This window comes from Mycobacterium sp. TH-M82, from assembly GCF_057473605.1.
On sequence record NZ_JBYCKY010000185.1, the window covers coordinates 1 to 1,486 of the forward strand.

The 1,486-nt window shown below is 70.1% G+C and carries 1 protein-coding gene and 1 pseudogene; both read right to left on the reverse strand.

The annotated features are described in order from the left end of the window. Window positions 1–99: 99 nt before the first annotated feature. Window positions 100–1,122 (reverse strand): alpha/beta fold hydrolase, encoded by a 1,023-nt coding sequence (locus AC2VON_RS05535; protein ID WP_486952038.1) that lies wholly within the window; start codon window positions 1,120–1,122, stop codon window positions 100–102. Between the two features lie 119 nt (window positions 1,123–1,241). Beyond that, window positions 1,242–1,486, reverse strand: a pseudogene (locus tag AC2VON_RS05540) (hypothetical protein); the annotation flags it as partial.

A 1,486-nucleotide genomic window follows, 5' to 3' on the forward strand; every position in this document is an offset into this window, starting at 1 on the left:
GGTCCCCAGTGCGGTGTCCGACAGGTCGGCGCTTTCCAGGTCGAAAACCCAAGCTTGACAACCCTCGTCAGGAATGACGGCGTGCGCCCGCCGTTGAGCTCAGGTGGCGCTGCGTTCGTCGGCGCCCATGGCGTTCAACACCGCAACGCGGGTGTCCAGCGGGCCGGAGACCGCCCGCGCACCACCGCCGGTGCGCAGCAGCTCACGGCGCTGGTCGGGGTCGTGCTCGGCGGGCTCGGTGGTGTCGATGAACCGCTCGACGACGTCGACGAAGCGGTCGGGGTCGTCATGGAACGGGAAGTGCCCGGCGCCCTCGAAAATCTCCAACCGCGAACCGGGCATCGCCGCGTGCGCCATCCGAGCATGACCGACCGGCACCACCACATCCTCTGTGCCCCAGATGATTTGCACCGGAACCGACTCCATCAGGTAACAGCGGTCCAGCATGGTGACCAGCTGGCCGCGCCAGTCCACCACCGCCCGCAGGGTGCGGGCGAACGCCGTGGAGGCCGGCGGCTCGGGCAGATCGGCCAGCACTCGCAGTACGTCGGGCAGGTCGCGGCCCAATCGGGTCGATCCGAGTACCCGGCCGACGGTGTGTCCGGCGATCTGCAGCGTGGGCAGCACCAACGGCAGCCGCAGCAATGCCAGCGCTTCGCCGCCCATCGGCAGTGAGGCCCAGCGCAGCACGATGTTGACGTCTTTGGTGACTCCTCCGGTGGCGACCAGGATCAGCCGGTCGACCAGTTGCGAGAACTGGTAGGCGAACTGCATCGCCACGCCGCCGCCGAGCGAATGGCCGAGAACCGTGACGCTGTCGATGCCGAGCACCGACAGCAGATCGCGCATCCCGTTGGCGTAGGCCGCCACCGAGTAGTCGGCGCGCGGCTTGTCCGACTGCCCGTGGCCCAGCAGGTCGACGGCGATGACGGTGAACCGCTGGGCAAGCTTGGCCTGCACGGTTTCCCAGGTGGTGGAGTTGTCGCCGATCCCGTGGATCAGCAGGATCACCGGGCCCGATCCGGCGATCCGGTAGGCCCGTCGATAGCCGTGGATGGTGCGAAACCGCAGCGACGGCGCCACCGCGCGCACCGACCGGAGATTGGGCTTGCGCTGTGTCATCTCGCCAACCTCGTCGTCGGGCCGGGGCGGGGCCCAGGCCGGGTCGTCGTCCGCGTGAGCGGTGACAGACGTATCGTAACGGGCGCGGCCACCACATGAGCCGTCTCCCGCGCGCGTGCTTACTTCAGCAGCGCGACGAACTTCTCCTGCGGGGTGGCGGGCTGCAGCGGGTGATCCAGCGGCTCGGTCCCGGGCAGCCGCAGCTGCGGGTCGGCGAACGCCCGGTAGGCCTTGTCGCCGGCCAGTCGCGCGAGCAGGTAGCCGGTGAGCAGCGCCCGCACCCGCCGCTGCGTGCGACGATCCGACGTCGGCAACCCGAAGAACCCCGCCAGCCTGCGGCCCTGCGGCAGGCCGGCGGGCGACG